Here is a 1,555-nt window from a genome sequence, read left to right on the forward strand (position 1 = left end):
GCAATTTGTGCATCATAAATATCACCTTTTTTAAGACCATCTACAAATGATAAAGGTAAGTTAAATACTAACTCAAGCTCTTTTGTATTTACAATAGTTGCAACAGTAGAACCTACATTTAACCACTCTTTTAAGTTAATGTTTTTTTCAACAATAACACCTGAATATGGTGCAGTAATTGTTTTTTTAGCTTTTTGAATTTTTAATTCATTTAATTTTGCTTTTGATGAAATAAGATTTTCATTTGCAACATCATATTCAACTTTTGCATCATCAAAAACTTTTTGAGCAATTGAGTTTTTTGCAACTAATGCTTGATATCTTAAAAAATTCTTTTTAGCATTTTCAAGTTGAACACTATACATATTAACAGATGAATTAGCTGCATTTATTTGAGCATTTAAAATATCAGAATCAATTAATACTAATACATCACCTTTTTTTACTCTTTTTCCAACTTCAAAATTAATATCTTTTGCAACACCTGAACTTTCACTTGCAATTTTTGATTTTTTATCAAAAGTTACTGTTCCTATAAACTCTTGCAAAGGATTAACCTCTGTCATTTTAATTATATTTGTGTTTACTAAAGCTACTTGTCCTGCTGCATTTAGGTTTGCTACAGTTGCTATAAACAAAAATAAACTTATTATTATTTTTTTATTCATTATTAGTTTCCTTCTATTACTAATTTTCTAACTATTTTTGACACTATTGGTCCAACAACTAAGATTATGGGAAAAGCACAAGCAAAAGCTTTAATAAATGCTTCTAACCAAATAAGCACAAAACCATCAATAAAATCTAAATTTATATACGTAATTACAAAAGACATAATAAAAGACATAAATAAAGACATAAAAAATGAAAAAACTACTCTTTCATATTTTCTACTTATCATTCTTAACCTCAATTAAATCAAATATATTATTTATAAATAACTCACAAGCATATTTAATATCAAAATCTTTCTCGCTCATTTTTAAAAGTGCAAGTCCTTTTTCAAAGATTAATAACCCTTGTGCTAAATCCATTGCTTGTGGAATTAATTCTTTATTATTAATTCCTTCTTGAATTATATTTTTTAGCTGAATATTAAAAAAATCTGTACAAGTAGTATTAAATTCACACATTGCTTTATTTTCATCTGATAGAACAATTGATAAGTACTCTTTATAACCATTAAAATGTTTCATATTTTCAATACTATCATCTAAAACAAAATTGAAAAAATGAAACACTTTTTCTTTTGTAGTTTTTACATCTTTGATTGTTTCTAAAAAGTTATTGTGATACTCTTCTATATGAATATTTATAATTTCAAAAACTATGTCATCTTTATTTTCAAAATATTCATAAATAGTACCTTTTCCAATACCCGCAGTTTTTGCAACTTGTGCAACTGTTAGTTTTTTTATTCCAACATCATGAATTAAATTTAGACAAGAACTTGCTATATCTTTTCTTCTTTGTTCTTTATTCACAACTCTTGGCGCCATAAATATCCTTTAAAAAAATTTATTTATTATTGACTGACCGTCGGTCAATGAAAAAT

The 1,555-nt window shown here is 25.0% G+C and carries 3 protein-coding genes; all 3 read right to left on the reverse strand.

Annotation, left to right across the window (positions count from 1 at the left end; all coding sequences use genetic code 11):
* A partial coding sequence (locus ACERKK_RS10405; protein WP_373773014.1) for an efflux RND transporter periplasmic adaptor subunit occupies positions 1-668 on the reverse strand: 668 nt, incomplete at its 3' end.
* A 2-nt stretch (positions 669-670) separates the two neighbouring features.
* Positions 671-901 (reverse strand): DUF2798 domain-containing protein, encoded by a 231-nt coding sequence (locus ACERKK_RS10410; protein ID WP_373773015.1) that lies wholly within the window; start codon positions 899-901, stop codon positions 671-673.
* Positions 891-1,499, reverse strand: coding sequence for a TetR/AcrR family transcriptional regulator (locus tag ACERKK_RS10415; protein ID WP_373773016.1), 609 nt, complete (start codon positions 1,497-1,499; stop codon positions 891-893). Before ACERKK_RS10415 ends, ACERKK_RS10410 begins: the two co-directional genes overlap by 11 nt.
* Between the last annotated feature and the right edge of the window lie 56 nt (positions 1,500-1,555).

This window comes from Poseidonibacter sp., from assembly GCF_041821165.1.
Classification (GTDB): Bacteria; Campylobacterota; Campylobacteria; order Campylobacterales; family Arcobacteraceae; genus Poseidonibacter.

Bases quoted from the DNA above. Each gene is read 5' to 3' on its own strand.
- ACERKK_RS10410 (WP_373773015.1), bottom strand. From the start codon at position 901: ATGATAAGTAGAAAATATGAAAGAGTAGTTTTTTCATTTTTTATGTCT.
- ACERKK_RS10415 (WP_373773016.1), bottom strand. From the start codon at position 1,499: ATGGCGCCAAGAGTTGTGAATAAAGAACAAAGAAGAAAAGATATAGCA.